This window comes from Vibrio sp. Isolate30, from assembly GCF_022397975.1.
In the GTDB taxonomy this organism is placed as follows: domain Bacteria; phylum Pseudomonadota; class Gammaproteobacteria; order Enterobacterales; family Vibrionaceae; genus Vibrio; species Vibrio fortis.
This window is the reverse complement of record NZ_JAKEUS010000003.1, coordinates 392,505-410,835: the sequence shown is the minus strand read 5'-3', so window position 1 is coordinate 410,835 and position 18,331 is coordinate 392,505. Positions and strand designations below refer to the sequence as shown.

Sequence of the window (18,331 nt, the reverse complement as noted above, 5' to 3'; positions counted from 1 at the left end):
CCCAAGGGGTTTTGATGGACTCAAAGATATAAGCACTTGAATGAGTTTAGAGAATAACAGCTTTCCAGATTTTAAGAATTTGCTTGGCGACCATAGCGTTGTGGACCCACCTGATTCCATGCCGAACTCAGAAGTGAAACGCAATAGCGTCGATGGTAGTGTGGGGCTTCCCCATGTGAGAGTAGAACATCGCCAGGCTCCAAATTTTGTGCTGGTATGGCTCAGTTGGTAGAGCGCACCCTTGGTAAGGGTGAGGTCCCCAGTTCAAATCTGGGTACTAGCACCATTTATTTCGTTGATTTGATTACTCAAATTAACCACAGAATTTGTTTGACGACCATAGCATTGTGGACCCACCTGATTCCATGCCGAACTCAGAAGTGAAACGCAATAGCGCCGATGGTAGTGTGGGGCTTCCCCATGTGAGAGTAGGACATCGTCAGGCTCAAATTGCTTTAAGCTGAATAGACACTGCGGAGTGGTAGTTCAGTTGGTTAGAATACCGGCCTGTCACGCCGGGGGTCGCGGGTTCGAGTCCCGTCCACTCCGCCACTTATCAGAAAGCCTAGTCGTAAGACTAGGCTTTCGTCGTTTCTAGTGGGTAGTTTTTTGGTCTTCGACCAATGAGTCCCGGTCGCTTGCGACCACAGCCATTCCGCCATTTATACTAAGCCCAAGCATAACTGCTTGGGCTTTTTTACATTTAAACGATGGTGTTCGTTCTTCGGACAGAGAAGTCCCGGTTGTCCGCAACCCTAACATCTTCGCCACTTATTAAACTGTGAGAGTTGATAGCCTGTCTTGAATAGGAGTACTGTGGAGTACATAGAAGCACTCCACGTAGCAGAAAGCCTTAAGGTCACTTAGTTTTTCTGGATATTGTCGTTAAGTCTTGGTGATCCCAACACCAAAAATCCCTGGCGGTGCAATGAATTCCACCAACCCATTTTTCTATGAGAATGTCTGGTTCTAAATGGTGAGCTACAGATAGTGAGAGTGTGTACTTATACAAATCCTCAGGGTCAGATTGCGTGACCTCTATAAGCGGCTCAGGGCCTTCAGCTAATGGTTTAATGAGAGCCCAATACATAACATCACCCAAATAAACGAGTGGCTCCGAATCCATATAACGCTTAAACAGTTTGTTGAACTTCATAGAATCTTGAGCTTCTTTCAAGATATTAAAGGTAATGCGCTCGACTAACCCTAATCCTAAATCTATGTGTGGTAATTCTTGTAAATGTCTGAATATCACGGCTCTGATATTAGGGAATAGATTTTGGTCTACGTTGTGATAACTGTCGACCAACTTTAAGGGACTCTCTGAACAGAAGGCTTTCCACAATTCTGTCGCTGAAACGATATGCTCGTTAGTCACGACTTTTCTACTGTTCCAGAGCAAACGCAGTGCTTCTGGAGGTAATTGACCTAAGCCGATGAACCTTTCTCTACCTGGGAAGGTACTAACCTCGATAATCTCTACTTTGTTAATGTTTGGGTATGAAAGTAGATACAAAGATCTAATCAGCATCAGTTGATCGTAGTTGTCGTGTTCGACCCATAAAACAATACGTTGATAGTCATTATCTAAGAGCTTATTCGTCGCTTGCTTGGCTTCAGACTTTACTTGATCAAGTGACTTTTCTACCTGTTTCATCTCTGACAGCAGTCGATCATATACATATTCTGCTCTGATCACTGAAAGCGTCTTTTCATCCAAACATAGAGGTCCGATGCATAGTGGTTCTATGTATGGGAGGAAGTCTCCACTGAATCCTGCTTGCTCTAATGTTTGCTGTATATCGTGACCGCAACGAACATGTAGGGTTTTCAAGTCATTGTCTAGAGCGGGTAGAGGGGCACCATTTGCGCTTTTATTCCTGTCTAAGTTATCAATATGCGATAACAGCTTATTCCAGCTGCTGACGCCCAACTCTCGCGCTAATGATAAGTGTACGTCCGCCAGCTTAATTCTATCAGCAGAAAGGTGAGAATTAGGGTGTAGAGCGAGTAGCCAACGTAAGTCTTCGACAGAGCCCGATCTGATTCGTTTTAGCCGAGATTTAGCGTGTTTTTTTAGATATGTCAGATTGAGAGAAAAAGCATTCATATATTCACCGTCTCGTAACTTCTGCACTCGCTGATCAGAAGAGAAGGTAAATCAAATTGTAGTTTCCCGAGAAGGGAGCTGATTGATGACCTTGAGTTTGACTCTTTCCGCGAGTAGGAAGCGCAGGTAACGCTTAGCTCAATATATATTAAGGTGTTAGATAACGAAAGTAACAGTCTGAAGTTATGGGATATTTGTATGCTAGAGATCGCAGTGGCTAGGGATGTGAAGTAGAGGCCAGAAGCAAGTCGAAGCTTCAAACGAAAAACACCAGGTCTTTCGTTGGGGACGCCTAGTTTTGGCTTCTTGATTTGGTTCCCCGGCGAGATTCGACGCAGCCGGCTAGGGCGGTCCGACGATTCGGCTGAGACATTGCTTTGGCACAAAGCAGGAGCATTAGATGCGAAAAAGCCTCATCGTGTGATGAGGCTTTCTCTAAAATGGCTCCCCCTGCGGGACTCGAACCTGCGACATACGGATTAACAGTCCGCCGTTCTACCAACTGAACTAAGGGGGAATTATTTAAGAAGATAAATCTTCTCAATAATATAAATGGTGCCGACTACCGGAATCGAACTGGTGACCTACTGATTACAAGTCAGTTGCTCTACCTACTGAGCTAAGTCGGCACACTAAATGTGGCTCCCCCTGCGGGACTCGAACCTGCGACATACGGATTAACAGTCCGCCGTTCTACCAACTGAACTAAGGGGGAATTATTCTTAAAGCTTGAAAGAAATGGTGCCGACTACCGGAATCGAACTGGTGACCTACTGATTACAAGTCAGTTGCTCTACCTACTGAGCTAAGTCGGCACTGATGATTTCTTCGTGCTTTACTGCTGTTGTCTTCTAGACACCAACAAATAAATTGTGGTGCCCGGAGGCGGAATCGAACCACCGACACGAGGATTTTCAATCCTCTGCTCTACCGACTGAGCTATCCGGGCGACGAGGTGTATTAAACGTGTTTTCCGGTTCTGGGTCAACATTAAATTGCAAAAAAAGTATCGTTTGATGTTTTTCTATACTTAGTGGGGTGTTTTTATTCATTTTGTATGAAAAACCTAGGCCAGGCATGCGCTAAAAAAGATGGAAAGAGAGTTTAAGTCGCAAGAAAAGTGGCTAAATAAAAAAAAGCACGTATGAAAACGTGCTTTTTTCGTCAGATAAATAAATGGTGAATTAGTGTTTTACTTCAAAACGGTTAACCCAAGCTTCAAGTTCATTGGAAAGTGAAGCGAGAGTTTGAGTACTGTTATGACTTTCTGTCACGACGCCACTTAATTGATTACCACTCTCTTCAATCATGTTGATACGTTTAGAGATATCGTCACTCACTTGAGTCTGCTCGGCTGCGGCTGTTGCTATTTGATGACTCATCGATGAGATGGACTCCAATGCGATCACAATCTGTTGTAGTGCTTCTGATGCGTTCTGAGACTCTGTTACAGTGCTTTGACTTGTTTCAGCACACACTTCCATCGTCTGGATGGCGTTGCGAGAGCCTTCTTGAAGGTTGTTAATCATCAATTGGATCTCTTTAGTGCTGTCTTGTGTTCGACCTGCTAGGTTGCGCACCTCATCAGCAACTACAGCAAACCCTCGACCTTGTTCACCCGCGCGAGCAGCTTCAATTGCAGCATTTAGAGCCAGTAGGTTCGTTTGTTCTGCGATGTCGCCAATCACGTCCAGTACCTTAACAATGTTGTTTACATCATTATCTAGGTTAGCAACGGCTTCGCTAGCCGTATTAAGCTGACCTGCAAGCCCCTGGATGTTGTCTACGGTGTTGTGAATCAGGCGCTGAGTGTGTTGACTCTGCTTATCGGCTTCGTCGGTGTTACGCGCGGTATCGCCTGCTGAATCAGCAACATTGTTTGCAGAAGAGGCCATCTCAGTCATTGCTGTCGCGATCATTTCCGTAGACTGCTGCTGAGTTTCCGTAAGTTGTGCAATTGAGCCAGCGCGATCTTCTACGCGTTGTAATTCGCCACGTAGTGCCAGCATAGATGCATTCAAGTTTGAAACCAGTTCAGCTAATGACTGACTCATCTGCTGGACGGCGTGATAGATGCTACCTTCTTCAGGTTTTTTATCGAACGATGTCTGTATTTTTCCTTGTGCCACGGCTTGGACGGCTTCTCTCACATCTTTAGGTTCTCCACCTAATAATGCGAGCATACGCTTGATTGAGAAGACTAGGCTCGAAAGGATGGCCCCTGCAATAACTAAGCAGAGAAACAGTTGCCATTGAGCAGTAGACCAGAAACGTGCGTTAACTTCGTTGAAACCAATGCCCGTACCCACAACCCAGCCCCAATGTGGCGTTTTCTCTGCGATAGACAGTTTCTCTTCAATGGTTCCATCTGGCAGTTTTTGGGTCCAGGTGTATTCAACAATTTGTCCAGTACGATTACCTAATACCCTTTGGATAAGCTGACCGACACTGTTTCCATCCCCGTCTTTAAAATCATTAAAGCTGGTTCCATGAAGTTGCGGATCAAGCGGGGTTGCCACAAAGGTCATGTTCTCATCGGCAACGTAGACATATTCGTTGTCTTTGTAAATGTTGTTACGTAGTAGGCGTGTTGCGAGTTGTTTCGCTTGCTCTTCTTCTAGGGTGCCATCAATCGCCATTTTCTCGACTTCTGTGAGAATGCTGTAGGCGCTCTTAAAAAGCTCTGTTACACGAGCTTTATTGTCCATGTTGCTGGCGACCCTTAAGGTCCATAAGCCAGTTGCAGTTAGTGCCAATAGGGCGACCAAGATAATTGCAGATAGTATGTAAGCTTGCGTTTTTAATTTCATGTTTCCTCACACAGCAGCAAAAATAATATAGCTGTTTCATCGGATAGTAATCTAAGTGGTGTAGGGCAGATATCGGAAATGAGTGAAAGTATGATAGAGATTAAATTTACGGTACAAAAAAAGTAACGGATCTGTATTCGGTTTGAACAAACTAAAAGGTTTGTTCAATTTCTGGTTAGATCTGCACGCATAAATTTCTTGAATAAAACTTACCTAATGGTGGTTTTATAAAGTGGTATTGTCTGTGTGAGGTGTTGATCGTTGAACTGTTTGGGAGCTACTTAGCTTGTTAGGGAAGAGCGGGATTAAGTTAATTCAATGAAAGAGATAGATCCAAGTCTTTCGCTAAAGGTGGGAATACGGCCAGATGATTCGACTGACAAAGCAGGGGAGTTAGATACGAAAAAGCCAAGTCTTTCGTCGGGGACGCCTAGTTTTGGTTTCTTGAATGTGGCTCCCCTGCGGGATTCGACGCGGCCGGCTAGCTCTGAGACATTACTTGGAACAAGTAAGTCGCATTGTAAAACGAAAAAAGCCAAGTCTTTCGACTTGGCTTCTTGAAAATGGCTCCCCCTGCGGGACTCGAACCTGCGACATACGGATTAACAGTCCGCCGTTCTACCAACTGAACTAAGGGGGAATTATTTGTGTTAACAACAGGTCTTAAAGACCACTATTTGTTAAGCACCAAATAATGGTGCCTCGAGGCGGAATCGAACCACCGACACGAGGATTTTCAATCCTCTGCTCTACCGACTGAGCTATCGAGGCAAAAGAATGGTGCCGACTACCGGAATCGAACTGGTGACCTACTGATTACAAGTAATCGAACCACCGACACGAGGATTTTCAATCCTCTGCTCTACCGACTGAGCTATCGAGGCAAAAGAATGGTGCCGACTACCGGAATCGAACTGGTGACCTACTGATTACAAGTCAGTTGCTCTACCTACTGAGCTAAGTCGGCACACTATATCTTTTACTGAAGAAGTTACTCTTCATTTTATATGAAATGATATCAATCACTTCAATTGTAAATGGCTCCCCCTGCGGGACTCGAACCTGCGACATACGGATTAACAGTCCGCCGTTCTACCAACTGAACTAAGGGGGAATTATTTGTGTCAACATCAGGTCTTGAAGACCATTATTTGTTAAGCACCAAATAATGGTGCCTCGAGGCGGAATCGAACCACCGACACGAGGATTTTCAATCCTCTGCTCTACCGACTGAGCTATCGAGGCAAAAGAATGGTGCCGACTACCGGAATCGAACTGGTGACCTACTGATTACAAGNAATCGAACCACCGACACGAGGATTTTCAATCCTCTGCTCTACCGACTGAGCTATCGAGGCAAAAGAATGGTGCCGACTACCGGAATCGAACTGGTGACCTACTGATTACAAGTCAGTTGCTCTACCTACTGAGCTAAGTCGGCACACTAATATTCTTTGTGCTTTTGTCCGTGCTAATGCTTCCTGTTAAAAAGCGCTGACACCAACAAATCAAATTGTGGTGCCCGGAGGCGGAATCGAACCACCGACACGAGGATTTTCAATCCTCTGCTCTACCGACTGAGCTATCCGGGCAACGGAGCGCTATTAAACGGATTTTCTGCATAACCGTCAACACCTTTTTTCAAAATAATTAAAAAAAACGTTCGTTAGTTGTTTTTTTATTCAAAAGTGAGGGTTAGGTTTTGCCTTGGTTAAAGTCTTTTTTGAATTTTGTTACTTTTTCTAAGTATCTACGCGATTCTTTATTGGGGTGCTTTTTGGTGAGCGCCCAGTAAACTTGATTGGGTTGCAAGGAGTTAAGGTCATTCATTGCGCGTTTTCTGTCGCGACTAAAGGTATTTAACACTCCGCCAGTGCCTCCGTTGTACGCAGAAATCATGCTGTACTCTAGTGAGGTCGGGTGCTGAACGTCTTTTAGATAGCGGTTTTTAAGGATATAGAAATACGCGGTACCTGCATCAATGTTGTTTTCTGGGTTAAATAAGTATTCAGGACTAGGCTCTCCGGACTTATTTTTTACTAGCTTAAAGACATCGCGACCAGCAGTCTTAGGCACAACTTGCATTAAACCATAAGCGTTAGCCCAACTTACGGCATAAGGGTTAAAGCTACTTTCTGTTTTGATGATGGCGTAGATAAGATCTTCTGGGATGTCATAGCGCTTTGATGCTCGCTGAACGATGTCTGCGTACTTATAGCTTCGCTTACTCGCGTGATCGGCCACCATCGGGATCTCTACGTAGTAGGCTTTTTTGAAGTCGACGTTCTTCGTTTTTAGGTTGTTTGCTATTAAGTAATCAGCAAATCGATTGGCACGCCAAGTCCATTGAATAGGCTTTTTGTCTTGATCGACAACTTGATTATAGAGGAATGGCTGGCCTTCTAATTTGATGCTTTTAGAGGAGAATAGATCGACACTCGCTGGATCATCGGGTGTCAGCAAGGTTGTCATGATCGCATCTTTTAGGTGTTTTTTCGGCTCCGTCGATGAAACTGTTTCGACAGTAATCAGACCTTTTGAGAAGTTTACTTCTGAACGACTTAGGTAATTATCTATGTATTTCACATAGTTACTCTTACCTGCGATCTTTACTTCATTGCTGCCCCAACGCTTTTGGATGTTACCCGAGAAGCTATTGATCAGGGCATCGAGTGCGCCTGTATCTTTCTCGAATTGACCCGGTAGCTCGGCAAGGTTGCCTGCAAAACGGTTGGTCGGTTCATAATTGACGTCATAAATGCTCTCAATGAACTCTCGGCTACAACCGGTAAGTAGCATAGCCGCTAGGAAGTAACTCAGCTTTTTCATAGGTCCTCATACAAAAATGACATCACAGCGCGAACCATGATGTCATTAAACTCGGTGTAAATAAATGTCTTATTCGCTTGGTGGCGTGTAGCCATCAATCACGACATCTTTACCTTCGAAAAGGAAGTTAACCATTTCTGTCTCAAGCAGTTTTCTGTGCTCAGGATCCATCATGTTTAGCTTCTTTTCATTGATAAGCATGGTCTGCTTGCTTTGCCATAGTGCCCATGCTTCTTTAGAAATATTGTCGAAAATACGCTTACCTAAGTCACCTGGGTAAAGTTGAAAATCTAAGCCTTCAGCATCTTTCTGTAGGCGAGCACAAAATACAGTGCGGCTCATAATGGTTCCTCTTGTCGTATTCGTCTGTTTAAACGTGATCGTTTAATTCAAAGGTTAGGCTTTCTAATAGCTGCTTAACAGGAGCAGCTAAGCCTATCTCTTCAGGTTTTGATAAGTTATACCAGAGACCCTTTGTCCCTTCCATTATCAAATCTGGTTGTTTGTCTAATTTTACTAAGACAGGGGTGATATCTAAGTGGTAATGGCTAAAGGTATGCCTAAACGCAATTAGAGTCTCTTGGTTTTCTATAGAAGCTGAGCCAATCGAGCGGATGTCGAGTTGGTGTTCAATCTCCTGACTTTCATGTTGAGGGAAACAGAACAGCCCTCCCCAGATGCCTGATTGCGGTCGTTGCTCCAACCAAACCTGATTGTCGTGATAAAGAATCACAAACCAAGTCTCTTTTACAGGCTTCTCTTTCTTGGGCTTCTTACCCGGAAAGTCGAGCTGACGGTCTAGCTTGTTTGCCTCACACATCGATTCAATTGGACATAACGTGCACTTCGGCTTGCTTCGAGTGCACACCATAGCGCCCATATCCATCATGGCTTGGTTGTACTTATCGACATCTTGTTTGGGAGTATTTGACTCAGCATGCTCCCAAAGCTGATTTTCAACCTTTTTTTGCCCCGGCCAACCTTCGACGGCAAAGCTTCTGGCTAAGGTTCGCTTTACGTTGCCATCTAAAATCGCATGAGGCTGCTTATAGACAGATGACAGCACGGCGGCGGCGGTCGAACGGCCAATACCGGGTAGGGCGTTCATCTCTTCAATGTCGGTTGGAAACTCTCCACCATACTCAGTGGCAACAATCTTTGCGGCTTTGTGTAGGTTACGAGCTCTTGCGTAGTAACCAAGGCCAGTCCAAAGGTGTAACACTTCATCTTGCTCTGCATTGGCAAGATCGATAACGGTTGGAAAGCGCTCCAGAAATCGTTGGTAATATGGGATCACGGTAGCGACTTGCGTCTGCTGGAGCATGATCTCAGAGAGCCAAACGGAGTAGGCGGTTTTGTTTTGTTGCCATGGGAGTTCTTTACGCCCATAGGCGTCATACCACTTTAATATGGCGGATGCGAAAGGAGTCACGACTTGCTCATTGCTTTGCTATTATTAGAAACGAAATTGCACCACACTTGTGGTTGGATGTAAAACAGACAAATTGTGTGGGAATTTATGAGCAGAAAGACTTGCACAGACGGCAATTCTTTGGATAATCCCCGCTTTGATTAATCAATGTGCAGGCAAAAATCAATGAGTGAAGTGACCACTAACGAATATACTGAAGACGGTAAACTGGTTCGTAAGATCCGCAGCTTTGTTCGCCGCGAAGGCCGCTTAACCAAAGGCCAAGAGAACGCGATGAACGAGTGTTGGCCAACTATGGGTATCGACTACAACCCAGAACTTCTAGATTGGAAAGAAGTTTTCGGTAACGATAACCCTGTAGTACTAGAGATCGGCTTTGGTATGGGTGCATCACTGGTTGAAATGGCGAAGAGCGCGCCAGAGAAAAACTTCTTAGGTATCGAAGTTCACAGCCCTGGTGTAGGTGCGTGTCTTGGTACTGCGCGCGACGCGGGCGTAACTAACCTACGCGTGATGTGTCACGATGCGGTTGAAGTGTTTGAGCACATGATCCCAGATAGCAGCCTTCATACTCTACAGCTATTCTTCCCAGACCCATGGCACAAAGCGCGTCACCACAAGCGTCGTATTGTTAAAGCTGAATTTGCAGAGATGGTTCGCGCGAAGCTACACCTTGAAACGGGTATCTTCCATATGGCGACTGACTGGGAAAACTACGCAGAGCATATGATCGAAGTGATGAACGCAGCACCAGGCTTCGAAAACATCGCAGAAGAGGGCGATTTTATTCCTCGTCCAGATGAGCGTCCACTAACTAAGTTTGAAGCTCGTGGCCACCGTCTAGGTCACGGTGTTTGGGATATTAAGTACAAGCGTACTAAGTAATTCAAAGCAGAGTGAATGAGCTCAGTCGCTGAGCTATTGTCCCTACACTTTGTAGTATTGATTAAAGCCAACATTGTTGTAATGTTGGCTTTTTTGTCCTTAGCTGATGAATAAATGGTGTGACACGCCAGCCCTACAAGAATAACAATACAGAAGTACACAAGCATGAAACCGACACAAGCTATTCTGGCGGAGATTCTAGAAGAAGTTCGCCCTTTAATTGGCCAAGGGAAAGTGGCTGATTACATTCCGGCTCTGGCCAAAGTCTCGAATCAAAAGCTTGCTATTGCCGTTTACACCAATGAAGGTGAAGTGATTCAAGCGGGAGATGCGGAAGAAGCGTTTTCTATTCAATCTATCTCTAAAGCACTGAGCTTGACCTTAGCCATGGTGCTTTATAAGCCAGAAGAAATTTGGCAGCGTGTAGGCAAAGAACCATCGGGGCAAGCGTTCAACTCAATGATTCAGCTTGAGATGGAGCAAGGCATTCCGCGTAACCCGTTTATTAATGCGGGAGCCATTGTGGTTTCTGACTTATTGCACAGTCGCCTCTCTGCACCAAGACAACGCTTATTAGAATTTGTACGTCAGCTATCTGGTGATACGCATATTGTCTACGACAAGGTCGTTGCGGCTTCAGAAATGATGCACAGTGATCGAAATGCGGCGATTGCTTACTTGATGAGAGCATTTGGTAACTTCGACAATGAAGTGATTCCGGTATTGAACAACTACTTCCATGCTTGCGCGCTGAAAATGACCTGCGTTGATTTGGCGAAGACCTTTAGCTATCTGGCGAATAAAGGTACCTCTGTGCAGACTCAAAAGCAGGTGATTACGCCAACCCAAACAAAACAGTTAAATGCGTTACTGGCGACTTGTGGCCTCTACGATGGGGCTGGTGAATTTGCATATCGCGTTGGCATGCCGGGTAAATCTGGAGTAGGCGGCGGTATTATCGCTATTGTACCGGGTGAGATGACGATTGCGGTGTGGTCTCCAGAGCTTGATCCTTCTGGTAACTCATTGGCAGGTACTAAGGCTCTCGAGCTGCTTTCAGAGCGTATTGGTCGCTCGATTTTTTAGAAGAAAGATGCGAGATGCGAGTACGGACTTTGTCCTATAGAGCGCTTCGCTTCGAGAAGGTTCTTACAATAAAAAGGGTTGACCCTAAAGCCAACCCTTCCATCATTTTTCTCGAATCTCGAATCTCGAATCTCGAATCTCGAATCTCGAATCTCGAATCTCGAATCTCGAATCTCGAATCTCGAATCTCGAATCTCGAATTACTCGTCTTCTTCCGCCATAAACGCTTCCAACAAATCGTTTAGGAATAACTTTCCTTTTTCGGTGATCTGCCAGTGCGTCTCTGTCTCTTGCAGGTAGCTTAAACCTACAGCCCAATCTATGGTCTCTTGAACGGCTTCAAAACCCAAACCGGTGGTATCTAAGAAGTCTTGTTTTGGGCATGCTTCCATTAAGCGGAAACGGTTCATAAAGAATTCGAATGGCCTATCTTCATTAGCAACCTCAAACTCATCCGAAAGATAAGGCTTCGCGAGGTTCTGGTACGCTGCAAGGTAGCCTCTAGGATGTTTAACCTTAGTGGTACGTACGATTCTTCCATCGTTAAAGCTCAGCTTACCGTGAGAGCCACAACCAATGCCGAGGTAGTCACCAAAGCGCCAGTAGTTGAGGTTGTGCTGACACTGGAATCCGGGCTTACTGTAGCCTGAGATCTCGTATTGCACATAACCGGCTTCCGCAAGCTTCTTATGCCCCAGTTCAAAGATATCCCAAAGGTCATCATCGTCTGGCAGCGTAGGTGGCTTGTAGTAGAACATGGTGTTTGGTTCTATGGTCAGCTGATACCAAGATAGATGCGGTGGATCGAGTTCGATCGCCTTATCAAGATCCGCTAGCGCCTGTTCAATGCTTTGATCCGGTAAACCATGCATAAGATCGAGATTAAAGCTGTTTAGACCGATCTTATGTGCAAGGTGCGCAGCGTTGACTGCTTCATCTTGGCCATGAATACGCCCTAGTCGTTCTAACTTTTCTTGCTCAAAGCTTTGAACGCCGACGGAAATGCGCGTGACGCCAGCCTCTCGGTAACCCGCAAAGCGTTCAGCTTCGATAGTGCCAGGGTTTGCCTCCATGGTGATCTCAATATCAGCTTTAAAAGGGATGCGTTGTTCAATCCCTTTAAGCATTCTTTCGATACCTTGAGGTGAGAATAAGCTAGGTGTTCCACCACCAATGAAAATTGAGTGCAGAGATCTCGGTGACTGATTGAGGTGATACCTTTCAATATCAGTATCAAGATCCTCAAGCAGAGCATCGATATACTCGTTCTCCGGTATATCGGCTTTAAGAGCGTGCGAGTTAAAGTCGCAATATGGACACTTCTGTACACACCATGGGATGTGTACATACAGACTAAGTGCTGGTGGAATCAATGTGGTTTGACTCATTACTGAGCTTGCTCTTTCAGTGTTTTGAATAGAGTAGCCAACGCTTTACCACGGTGAGACAGCTGTTTTTTACGTGTTGGTTCTAGTTCCGCTGATGCGCAGTTATCTTCAGGTACGAAGAAGATTGGGTCGTAACCGAAACCATTGTCACCATGCGCTTCCGTTAGGATGCGACCTTCCCACTTACCATGACAAACGATAGGCGTTGGATCGTTCTCATGACGCATCAATACCAATACGCAGTGGAAACGAGCTGTACGTTCGGCTTCTGGCACACCTTCCATCGCCTTTAGAAGCTTCTCTAGGTTTTCTTGGTCTGATGCATCTTCACCAGCGTAGCGCGCCGAGTAGATGCCCGGCGCACCTTTTAGATAATCAACTTCTAGACCTGAGTCATCCGCAATGGCTGCAAGCCCTGTTTCTTTGGCGGCATGACGCGCTTTGATGATCGCGTTTTCGATGAAAGTAGTTCCGGTTTCTGCAACTTCAGACACGTTGAATTCGCTTTGTGCGAGAACTTCAAAGCCGAAGTCAGACAGAAGATCTGCCATCTCGCGAACTTTGCCTTGATTGCCTGTAGCTAGAACGATCTTATTCATTGGGGTAACTCTAAATTGAAATAGTGGAAGTGAAGAGATTACTCTTCAACATAAAACTTTTGGGTAAAACGAAGCGGACCTGCGCCTTTGAGGCCAGAGTTTACATCGATATCAAATGTGATGTTCTCCTCGTGTGTGATGGGAAACTCTGCGAGATAGTAAATCGCATCGCCTTCTTTGATCTCACGAAACTCTAGAGTTCGAGTATTGCCGACTAAGTTTCTTGCCGTTCCAGAGATTTTAGCAGTCGTAGCGGGTTTGCCTAGTGCAGAGGTATCTAGAATGCTGATGTTTAGGATAGCTGAGTAGCCATTTCGTTTTAACTGGTACTGTTTAGCAACTTGAGCGGTTAGGAATGTTGAGTTGAATGCAGAGTAATGCACCTCAACATCTTTGATGTTTTTGAACTGGCCTGCCCACGTTGGCAGAGCAATCAAGCTTGTAAGTAGTGCTGTAATCCATAAACGCATAGTGACTCCAATAAATAGCAAAAAGCCATCACAAGATGGCTTTAATTTCGTTTGGTATTTGGCTAGGGGAACATATTCGAACTTGTTTATGTCTTCCTAGCTCGCCCTTTTCGATCTTAACCAGCCCTTTCGCGACTTTAAATTGCTTCGACAGATACTTGGCTAAATGGGCATTGGCTTTGCCATCAACAGGCGGTGCTGTGATGGCGATTTTTAACTCTTCACCGTGCAAGCCGATGATTTTGTCTCGGCTTGCTTTGGGTTGGATGTAGAGCCGTAGAAGAATGTCGTCTTCCTCTCTCCAGACGGCTACTGACATTATAGTTGGAACCAGATAGGGCCAACTAGATCACCCATCAAGAAGTTAGCAAACTGCAGCACAATAAACAGAACCAGTACACTTAGGTCGAAACCGCCCATGTCAGGAAGAATTCGGCGGATTGGGATTAGCATAGGCTCTGTTAGTTGATGGAACACATACTCAATTGGGCTACGGCCTTGGCTAACCCAGCTCAGGATTGCGCGGATCAGTAGTACCCAGAACAGCAAGCCACCAGCCGCTTTCAGCAAAGACAGCGCCCCAAATATTAGGAAGCTTATATCAAATACGGCCGCACCACCTGAGATGATCAGATTCAGCGCTACAAACTTAAGTACACAAAGTGCGTAGGCAAATAACACCGTCGCCATATCGATGCTACCGATAGACGGAATGACACGACGCAGTGGCGCAACGACTGGCTGAGTGGCTTTTACGATGAATTGTGAGAATGGGTTGTAGAAATCGGCGCGTGATGCTTGTAACCAAATACGTAAGATCACCACCATGATATAGAGATCAAAAACGGTCGAGATCAAAAAGCTCATCGAGTTCATATAGGTTCCTTTTTCGGAGTAATTCATAGCGATCCAGTGATCGCTATGCTGTTCTTAAAATAGTTTTTCCATCTCTTCAGCTCTTGCAACCGCAGCTTGCATCGCTTTGGCCACAATCTCTGATAGGTGATTTTCATTAAAGGTGCGCAAAGCTTCTGCTGTCGTGCCTCCTTTAGATGTGACTTGTTCACGCAATGTAGAAAGCTCAGTGTCTGAGTTTGCTACCACCATCTCTGCTGCACCGAGTGCGGATTGCTGAACTAATTGGCGTGCAGTTTCAGGTGCAAAGCCTTGCTTGATGGCTTCTGCTTGCATCGCTTCCATAAATAGGAAGAAGTAAGCTGGAGCACTACCTGCGGCAGCAATGATATTGTTAATTCCAGACTCTTGCTCAACCCAAGTGACTTTGCCGACTGCCTGCATAAGCTGCGCAGCAAAGGTTTTATCGTCTTCAGTGGCTTTAGTATTGGCAAACAAACCGCTCATGCCTTTGCCGACGAGCGATGGCGTGTTTGGCATTACTCGAACAAGGCTTAACGAAGAGTCTAGCATTTCATCAAATCGAGCTGCGTTGATGCCCGCCGCAATGGAGATAACAAGCTTGTTGCTAAAATCGACCTGCTGCAGTGGCTTACACGCTTCTTCCATCATTTGTGGCTTTACAGAGAGTACCACTACGTCAGCCTGCGTGGCTGCGTCGATATTGTTACTGGTTGTATTGATACCGTAATCTTTTTCCAGTGGCACTCTGCGCGTTTCTGATGGTGCTGTTGCGGTAATCTTATCGGCAGGGTAACCACTCGCGACTAAACCAGCCACGATAGAACGTACCATGTTGCCTGCGCCGATAAAGGCGATGTTCTTATGTTCCATATATGCAATCCTGAGCTTCATCACCAGTTGAACGCTGATGAGATAAAACGATTAATTCTATTTTGCGTAGTTACGTGCACCAAATATTGCTGTACCAATACGTACCATGGTGCTTCCTGCTTCAACTGCTGCTTCCATATCTCCACTCATTCCCATGGAGAGCGTATCAATGTTGTCATACTTTGAGCTCAGTTTCTGCTGCAAGCTTGATAGCTGGTTAAATGCAGCAAGCTGTGACTCATAATCTGACACGTTAGCAGGAATTGACATCAACCCTCTTAAAGTGAGGTTTGGAAGTGATGAAATCAACTCTGCGAGTGCAAAAACTGATTCTTCATCGGTGCCTGATTTTGAATCTTCACCACTGGTATTAACCTGAATCAGTACTTGTAGTGGTTCTAGATTAGCAGGACGTTGATCGTTTAGACGTTGGGCAATCTTATCGCGCTCAATGGAGTGCACCCACTGGAAGTTTTCTGCAATTGGTCGCGTTTTATTAGATTGAATTGGTCCAATAAAATGCCACTCTAAATTAAGGTTAGAATGTTGTTCTGAAAAGTGTTTTACTTTATCGACACCTTCTTGAACGTAGTTTTCACCAAAGGCAACCTGTCCACCGAGTGCCGCTTCAAGGATCGCGTCATTCGGTTTTGTTTTACTAACGGCTAAAAGTTGCACCGACTCTGGAGTTCGGCCACATTTTTTCTCTGCAGTTCGAATCTGCGAGGTGATTTGCTCGATATTTTGTTGAATACTACTCATAGCTGACTTTACTTAAGGGAAAATAAATGGATATCACTGAGTTACTGGATTTTAGTGTAAAGCATAACGCGTCAGATCTACATCTTTCTGCGGGTGTATCTCCAATGGTACGTATAGATGGTGAAGTTAGGAAGCTTGGAATACCGGCTTTGAGCCATGCTGATGTTCATCGTTTGGTTTTTGAGATCATGAACGATTCACAGCGCAGTGAGTTTGAAGAGAAGCTAGAAGTCGATTTTTCATTTGAGCTGCCGAATGTTGGTCGCTTTCGTGTGAATGCGTTTAACCAATCGCGCGGTTGTTCTGCGGTATTTCGAACCATCCCTGTTGAAATCCCAACGCTGGAGCAGTTAGGCGCTCCTGATATCTTTGAAAAGATCGCTAATTTTGAGAAAGGCTTGGTGTTAGTTACAGGTCCAACGGGGTCGGGTAAGTCAACGACACTGGCGGCGATGGTTGATTATGTAAACCGTAACTACAACAAACACATCCTTACCATTGAAGACCCTATCGAATTTGTTCACACCAACAACAAGTGTCTTGTGAACCAGCGTGAGGTTCATCGTGATACTCACAGCTTCAAAGCGGCTCTTCGAAGCGCCCTACGTGAAGATCCTGATGTTATCTTGGTCGGCGAGCTGCGTGACCAAGAGACCATCAGCTTAGCGTTGACCGCAGCCGAAACTGGTCACCTAGTTTTTGGCACGCTGCATACGAGCTCTGCGGCTAAAACCATTGACCGTATTATTGATGTCTTCCCTGGCAGCGATAAGGACATGGTTCGCTCTATGCTTTCTGAATCTTTACGCTCGGTGATTGCTCAGAAGTTACTGAAGCGAGTAGGCGGTGGGCGTGTCGCTTGTCATGAGATCATGATGGCAACGCCAGCAATCCGTAACTTGATTCGTGAGGACAAAGTCGCTCAGATGTATTCCATCATTCAAACTGGTGCCGCACACGGCATGCAGACCATGGAGCAAAACGCGAAACAGTTGATTGCTCAGGGAGTGGTTGACTCAGAAGAAGTCCAAAAGAAAATTGAAATCGAAACAGCGCTGTTTTAATCAAGGGTATCGAATATGGAATTAAATCAGATCCTCGAAGGAATGCTGTCACAAAAAGCGTCCGATCTTTATATTACGGTTGATGCGCCTGTGCTGTTTCGTGTCGATGGTGAGTTGCGCCCGCAAGGTGAAGTGCTCAATGCGACTCAAGTGTCACAGCTTCTTGATGCAATGATGGATCAAGAACGACGTGACGAGTACCGTCAAACGCGTGAAGCAAACTTTGCCATTGTTCGAGACAGTGGTCGCTTTCGTGTCAGTGCTTTCTTTCAAAGAGAGCTACCAGGAGCCGTGATTCGTCGCATTGAAACGAATATTCCAACCTTTGAGCAGTTGAAGCTACCTGATGTTCTGCAAGATCTCTCCATCGCTAAACGCGGTCTTGTGCTGGTGGTTGGTGCAACAGGCTCTGGTAAGTCGACGTCTATGGCAGCAATGACAGGCTACCGTAATAGCAATCGCTCCGGTCATATCCTCACGGTAGAAGACCCGATTGAGTTTGTGCATGAGCATAAGAAGTGTATTGTCACCCAGCGTGAGGTGGGCTTAGATACTGAAAGCTATGAGGTGGCACTGAAGAACTCGTTACGTCAAGCGCCAGATATGATCTTGATTGGTGAAATTCGAAGCCGTGAAACCATGGAATACGCGATGACCTTTGCTGAAACGGGTCATCTTTGTATGGCCACATTGCACGCCAACAATGCTAACCAAGCGTTAGAACGTATTCTTCACTTGGTCCCTAAAGAGCAAAAAGAGCAGTTCCTGTTCGACCTGTCGATGAACCTACGGGGTGTCGTCGCTCAGCAGTTAATTCGTGATAAAAATGGCAGTGGTCGTCATGGTGTGTTTGAGATCTTACTCAACAGCCCACGTGTATCTGATCTGATTCGTCGCGGTGATTTGCATGAGCTCAAAGCAACGATGGCCAAATCAAAAGAGATCGGCATGCAGACTTTTGACCAAGCTTTGTATGACTTAGTCGTAGCAGGGAAAATCAGTGAAGAGGATGCATTTCACAGTGCTGATTCTGCAAACGACCTACGCTTGATGCTGAAAACTCAGCGTGGTGACGATGACTACGGCAGCGGATCTTTGGCTGGTGTTAAGATTGATATGGGATAAATAACAAAAGCCCTGAACGAGT

General features: G+C 45.5%; 16 protein-coding genes, 16 tRNA genes and 2 rRNA genes. 8 read left to right on the top strand and 26 right to left on the bottom strand.

Going from position 1 to position 18,331, the window contains the following annotated elements; genetic code table 11:
• Nucleotides 1–82 precede the first annotated feature (82 nt).
• The 4 genes from rrf (L1D60_RS12165) (at nucleotide 83) to L1D60_RS12150 (ending at nucleotide 552) form a co-directional block, all read left to right on the top strand.
• Nucleotides 83–198 (top strand): 5S ribosomal RNA (gene rrf, locus L1D60_RS12165).
• A gap of 12 nt (nucleotides 199–210) precedes the next feature.
• Nucleotides 211–286 (top strand) — tRNA-Thr (locus L1D60_RS12160).
• Between the two features lie 43 nt (nucleotides 287–329).
• Nucleotides 330–445: ribosomal RNA gene (gene rrf, locus L1D60_RS12155) — 5S ribosomal RNA — on the top strand.
• Nucleotides 446–475: 30 nt separating this feature from the next.
• Nucleotides 476–552: transfer RNA gene (locus L1D60_RS12150), tRNA-Asp, on the top strand.
• Nucleotides 553–859: 307 nt separating this feature from the next.
• Here the strand turns inward: L1D60_RS12150 and L1D60_RS12145 are convergent.
• The 19 genes from L1D60_RS12145 to mutY all read right to left on the bottom strand — a co-directional run bounded on the left by L1D60_RS12145 (nucleotide 860) and on the right by mutY (nucleotide 9,181).
• Nucleotides 860–2,110 carry a DUF1835 domain-containing protein gene (locus L1D60_RS12145; protein WP_239841287.1) on the bottom strand — a complete coding sequence of 417 codons (1,251 nt, stop codon included), beginning with the start codon at nucleotides 2,108–2,110 and terminating at the stop codon, nucleotides 860–862.
• A 441-nt stretch (nucleotides 2,111–2,551) separates the two neighbouring features.
• A tRNA-Asn gene (locus tag L1D60_RS12140) sits at nucleotides 2,552–2,627 on the bottom strand.
• Nucleotides 2,628–2,663: 36 nt separating this feature from the next.
• A tRNA-Thr gene (locus L1D60_RS12135) sits at nucleotides 2,664–2,739 on the bottom strand.
• Between the two features lie 10 nt (nucleotides 2,740–2,749).
• Nucleotides 2,750–2,825: transfer RNA gene (locus L1D60_RS12130), tRNA-Asn, on the bottom strand.
• 24 nt (nucleotides 2,826–2,849) lie between these two features.
• Nucleotides 2,850–2,925 (bottom strand) — tRNA-Thr (locus tag L1D60_RS12125).
• Between the two features lie 58 nt (nucleotides 2,926–2,983).
• Nucleotides 2,984–3,059: transfer RNA gene (locus L1D60_RS12120), tRNA-Phe, on the bottom strand.
• Between the two features lie 235 nt (nucleotides 3,060–3,294).
• Nucleotides 3,295–4,920, bottom strand: a complete 1,626-nt coding sequence (locus L1D60_RS12115) for a methyl-accepting chemotaxis protein (protein ID WP_239841286.1) — start codon at nucleotides 4,918–4,920, stop codon at nucleotides 3,295–3,297.
• A 564-nt stretch (nucleotides 4,921–5,484) separates the two neighbouring features.
• Nucleotides 5,485–5,560: transfer RNA gene (locus L1D60_RS12110), tRNA-Asn, on the bottom strand.
• A 55-nt stretch (nucleotides 5,561–5,615) separates the two neighbouring features.
• Nucleotides 5,616–5,691: transfer RNA gene (locus tag L1D60_RS12105), tRNA-Phe, on the bottom strand.
• A 7-nt stretch (nucleotides 5,692–5,698) separates the two neighbouring features.
• Nucleotides 5,699–5,796: transfer RNA gene (locus L1D60_RS12100), tRNA-Phe, on the bottom strand.
• 15 nt (nucleotides 5,797–5,811) lie between these two features.
• Nucleotides 5,812–5,887 (bottom strand) — tRNA-Thr (locus L1D60_RS12095).
• A gap of 71 nt (nucleotides 5,888–5,958) precedes the next feature.
• A tRNA-Asn gene (locus L1D60_RS12090) sits at nucleotides 5,959–6,034 on the bottom strand.
• Nucleotides 6,035–6,089: 55 nt separating this feature from the next.
• Nucleotides 6,090–6,165, bottom strand: a tRNA-Phe gene (locus tag L1D60_RS12085).
• 7 nt (nucleotides 6,166–6,172) lie between these two features.
• Nucleotides 6,173–6,270 (bottom strand) — tRNA-Phe (locus tag L1D60_RS12080).
• Between the two features lie 15 nt (nucleotides 6,271–6,285).
• A tRNA-Thr gene (locus tag L1D60_RS12075) sits at nucleotides 6,286–6,361 on the bottom strand.
• A gap of 75 nt (nucleotides 6,362–6,436) precedes the next feature.
• Nucleotides 6,437–6,512, bottom strand: a tRNA-Phe gene (locus tag L1D60_RS12070).
• Nucleotides 6,513–6,615: 103 nt separating this feature from the next.
• Complete coding sequence (gene mltC / locus L1D60_RS12065) at nucleotides 6,616–7,749, bottom strand: membrane-bound lytic murein transglycosylase MltC (protein WP_239841285.1); 1,134 nt, start codon at nucleotides 7,747–7,749, stop codon at nucleotides 6,616–6,618.
• A gap of 69 nt (nucleotides 7,750–7,818) precedes the next feature.
• Complete coding sequence (locus L1D60_RS12060; RefSeq protein ID WP_032549860.1) at nucleotides 7,819–8,091, bottom strand: oxidative damage protection protein; 273 nt, start codon at nucleotides 8,089–8,091, stop codon at nucleotides 7,819–7,821.
• A gap of 28 nt (nucleotides 8,092–8,119) precedes the next feature.
• Complete coding sequence (gene mutY / locus L1D60_RS12055; RefSeq protein ID WP_239841284.1) at nucleotides 8,120–9,181, bottom strand: A/G-specific adenine glycosylase; 1,062 nt, start codon at nucleotides 9,179–9,181, stop codon at nucleotides 8,120–8,122.
• 165 nt (nucleotides 9,182–9,346) lie between these two features.
• Between mutY and trmB the strand changes: the two genes are divergently transcribed.
• Together trmB and glsB are read left to right on the top strand one after the other, a co-directional pair.
• Entirely contained in the window at nucleotides 9,347–10,066 is a 720-nt protein-coding gene (trmB, locus tag L1D60_RS12050; protein WP_239841283.1) for a tRNA (guanosine(46)-N7)-methyltransferase TrmB, read from the top strand.
• A 165-nt stretch (nucleotides 10,067–10,231) separates the two neighbouring features.
• Entirely contained in the window at nucleotides 10,232–11,152 is a 921-nt protein-coding gene (gene glsB / locus L1D60_RS12045; RefSeq protein ID WP_150869313.1) for a glutaminase B, read from the top strand.
• Nucleotides 11,153–11,352: 200 nt separating this feature from the next.
• On the opposite strand, the gene hemW is transcribed toward glsB, so the two are convergent.
• From hemW to L1D60_RS12010, 7 genes are read right to left on the bottom strand one after another with little or no spacing between them, the layout of a single operon-like run.
• Entirely contained in the window at nucleotides 11,353–12,540 is a 1,188-nt protein-coding gene (gene hemW / locus L1D60_RS12040) for a radical SAM family heme chaperone HemW (protein ID WP_239841282.1), read from the bottom strand.
• Nucleotides 12,540–13,139: an XTP/dITP diphosphatase gene (locus tag L1D60_RS12035; protein WP_239841281.1), complete on the bottom strand. Its 600-nt coding sequence runs from the start codon at nucleotides 13,137–13,139 to the stop codon at nucleotides 12,540–12,542. The genes hemW and L1D60_RS12035 overlap by 1 nt, the downstream gene beginning before the upstream one ends.
• A gap of 38 nt (nucleotides 13,140–13,177) precedes the next feature.
• Entirely contained in the window at nucleotides 13,178–13,609 is a 432-nt protein-coding gene (locus L1D60_RS12030; protein WP_032549854.1) for a DUF4426 domain-containing protein, read from the bottom strand.
• A gap of 28 nt (nucleotides 13,610–13,637) precedes the next feature.
• The gene (yggU, locus tag L1D60_RS12025; protein WP_239841280.1) at nucleotides 13,638–13,928 is read right to left on the bottom strand and encodes a DUF167 family protein YggU; all 291 of its coding nucleotides are present in this window, start codon (nucleotides 13,926–13,928) and stop codon (nucleotides 13,638–13,640) included.
• On the bottom strand, nucleotides 13,928–14,485 hold the full coding sequence (locus L1D60_RS12020) for a YggT family protein (RefSeq protein WP_239841279.1): 558 nt from the start codon (nucleotides 14,483–14,485) through the stop codon (nucleotides 13,928–13,930). The genes yggU and L1D60_RS12020 overlap by 1 nt, the downstream gene beginning before the upstream one ends.
• Nucleotides 14,486–14,539: 54 nt before the next feature.
• A complete protein-coding gene (gene proC, locus L1D60_RS12015) occupies nucleotides 14,540–15,358 on the bottom strand; it encodes a pyrroline-5-carboxylate reductase (protein WP_239841278.1) in 819 nt (272 codons plus the stop codon).
• 57 nt (nucleotides 15,359–15,415) lie between these two features.
• Nucleotides 15,416–16,120, bottom strand: coding sequence for a YggS family pyridoxal phosphate-dependent enzyme (locus tag L1D60_RS12010; protein ID WP_239841277.1), 705 nt, complete (start codon nucleotides 16,118–16,120; stop codon nucleotides 15,416–15,418).
• A gap of 26 nt (nucleotides 16,121–16,146) precedes the next feature.
• Between L1D60_RS12010 and L1D60_RS12005 the strand changes: the two genes are divergently transcribed.
• Both L1D60_RS12005 and L1D60_RS12000 read left to right on the top strand, forming a co-directional pair.
• On the top strand, nucleotides 16,147–17,184 hold the full coding sequence (locus tag L1D60_RS12005) for a type IV pilus twitching motility protein PilT (RefSeq protein ID WP_239841276.1): 1,038 nt from the start codon (nucleotides 16,147–16,149) through the stop codon (nucleotides 17,182–17,184).
• Nucleotides 17,185–17,199: 15 nt separating this feature from the next.
• Nucleotides 17,200–18,309 carry a PilT/PilU family type 4a pilus ATPase gene (locus tag L1D60_RS12000; RefSeq protein ID WP_239841275.1) on the top strand — a complete coding sequence of 370 codons (1,110 nt, stop codon included), beginning with the start codon at nucleotides 17,200–17,202 and terminating at the stop codon, nucleotides 18,307–18,309.
• The last annotated feature ends 22 nt before the right edge of the window (nucleotides 18,310–18,331 follow it).

Excerpts from the sequence above, each read along its gene's own strand:
- L1D60_RS12000 (WP_239841275.1), top strand. The coding sequence starts at position 17,200 with ATGGAATTAAATCAGATCCTCGAAGGAATGCTGTCACAAAAAGCGTCC.
- mltC (WP_239841285.1), bottom strand. The coding sequence starts at position 7,749 with ATGAAAAAGCTGAGTTACTTCCTAGCGGCTATGCTACTTACCGGTTGT.
- L1D60_RS12060 (WP_032549860.1), bottom strand. The coding sequence starts at position 8,091 with ATGAGCCGCACTGTATTTTGTGCTCGCCTACAGAAAGATGCTGAAGGC.
- L1D60_RS12010 (WP_239841277.1), bottom strand. The coding sequence starts at position 16,120 with ATGAGTAGTATTCAACAAAATATCGAGCAAATCACCTCGCAGATTCGA.
- trmB (WP_239841283.1), top strand. The coding sequence starts at position 9,347 with ATGAGTGAAGTGACCACTAACGAATATACTGAAGACGGTAAACTGGTT.
- L1D60_RS12115 (WP_239841286.1), bottom strand. The coding sequence starts at position 4,920 with ATGAAATTAAAAACGCAAGCTTACATACTATCTGCAATTATCTTGGTC.
- proC (WP_239841278.1), bottom strand. The coding sequence starts at position 15,358 with ATGGAACATAAGAACATCGCCTTTATCGGCGCAGGCAACATGGTACGT.
- L1D60_RS12020 (WP_239841279.1), bottom strand. The coding sequence starts at position 14,485 with ATGAACTCGATGAGCTTTTTGATCTCGACCGTTTTTGATCTCTATATC.
- L1D60_RS12035 (WP_239841281.1), bottom strand. The coding sequence starts at position 13,139 with ATGAATAAGATCGTTCTAGCTACAGGCAATCAAGGCAAAGTTCGCGAG.
- yggU (WP_239841280.1), bottom strand. The coding sequence starts at position 13,928 with ATGTCAGTAGCCGTCTGGAGAGAGGAAGACGACATTCTTCTACGGCTC.
- hemW (WP_239841282.1), bottom strand. The coding sequence starts at position 12,540 with ATGAGTCAAACCACATTGATTCCACCAGCACTTAGTCTGTATGTACAC.
- L1D60_RS12030 (WP_032549854.1), bottom strand. The coding sequence starts at position 13,609 with ATGCGTTTATGGATTACAGCACTACTTACAAGCTTGATTGCTCTGCCA.
- L1D60_RS12005 (WP_239841276.1), top strand. The coding sequence starts at position 16,147 with ATGGATATCACTGAGTTACTGGATTTTAGTGTAAAGCATAACGCGTCA.
- glsB (WP_150869313.1), top strand. The coding sequence starts at position 10,232 with ATGAAACCGACACAAGCTATTCTGGCGGAGATTCTAGAAGAAGTTCGC.
- L1D60_RS12145 (WP_239841287.1), bottom strand. The coding sequence starts at position 2,110 with ATGAATGCTTTTTCTCTCAATCTGACATATCTAAAAAAACACGCTAAA.